At 25.8% G+C, this 1,187-nt stretch carries 2 protein-coding genes; both read left to right on the forward strand.

The genetic code is table 11. The features are described from left to right. The first annotated feature begins 246 nt into the window (after nucleotides 1-246). Nucleotides 247-531 (forward strand): hypothetical protein, encoded by a 285-nt coding sequence (locus tag H6W52_RS21065; RefSeq protein ID WP_116100174.1) that lies wholly within the window; start codon nucleotides 247-249, stop codon nucleotides 529-531. A gap of 220 nt (nucleotides 532-751) precedes the next feature. After that, nucleotides 752-1,123, forward strand: a complete 372-nt coding sequence (locus H6W52_RS21070) for a hypothetical protein (RefSeq protein WP_116100173.1) — start codon at nucleotides 752-754, stop codon at nucleotides 1,121-1,123. The last annotated feature ends 64 nt before the right edge of the window (nucleotides 1,124-1,187 follow it).

Consider the following 1,187-nt stretch of genomic DNA (forward strand, 5'->3'; position numbering starts at 1 on the left):
AAAATTTTTTGAGCTTTGAGGGCTCAAAATTTTTCAGAATAACTTTTCTACTTACACAGTTAGTAGGACACTACCAAAAACTTTGCAATCTGCAAAGTTTTTGTTTTACATAGATGTTTTACAAAGCTTTCAAAAAAATGCAATTACAGAATCTCTATTATTATAATGCACACAAAGAATTTACTATTTTTGCTTAATGTCTTATGCATAGTCATTAACATTTAGAAAACTCAAAATAATTTTAAAATGGATGAATATTTAAAAGATCATTTGGTAATTAAATTTTTTTTAATCCTTATTTCAGGTTTTGCATTATTTGTATTTTCGTATTTTATTTATAAATCGTATAACAAAGAAAAGCTAGTAATCATAAAAACTGATGCATTTAGAATAATGGTATATTGGCGATCAATAGTCGGTATGTGCTTAGGGATTTTTATCATGCTATTTTCTTTTTATATGCTATTCGAAGATTTAACACTAATTAAAGAAAATAATGATGTAATTATGAATGTTCAAGTTAGGAAATAATTTACTAAAATCTTTATATAGTACGTATTTACAATCCTTGACCATAAGAGCGTATTTTAATAGTTATACCATCATATTTAATAGATTTTATATCTTTAACATTAGTTATTTGTTTGGGTAGGGATATGAATTTTATATAAATATACATTTTGTGAATTAACCAATATAAAAGCGCACATAGAAGAAGTAGCTCATAAAATAAATCTAAATAAATTGTAATATGAATAGTAGAATTTTAATTTTTGTTCTTTTTTTCCCTCTTTTCCCTCTTTTCTTTAATTCATGTAATAATCGCCCTATTGATTGTAGTAAAAGTAATATTGCTATTGAAAATAGATGGTATGCATATAATGGCGGAATTGACTTTTCAAAAATTAAAAATAATGATGATCTCATATTTATATGTAACAGAATTAATCAATTTTCTGAAGGAGAAGAAGTGAGGGTTGCCTACAGCTATGGTGATATTGATATATATCTGAATAATAGGAAAATACAAGCTATTTTCACATATAAAAATGGTGTTGTATATAGGGTTGGTGTTGGAAGATATGTTTATGATGAAGAGCTTACTGCTCGTATTTTAACGTGAACTCGACGCTAAAATATTGAATTATATTTAGTTTTCCTTGCCATCTATGCATTTATCCAGTTCG

It is taken from the genome of Chryseobacterium sp. C2(2020), assembly GCF_014218915.1.
GTDB classification, from domain to species: Bacteria; Bacteroidota; Bacteroidia; order Flavobacteriales; family Weeksellaceae; genus Chryseobacterium; species Chryseobacterium mucoviscidosis.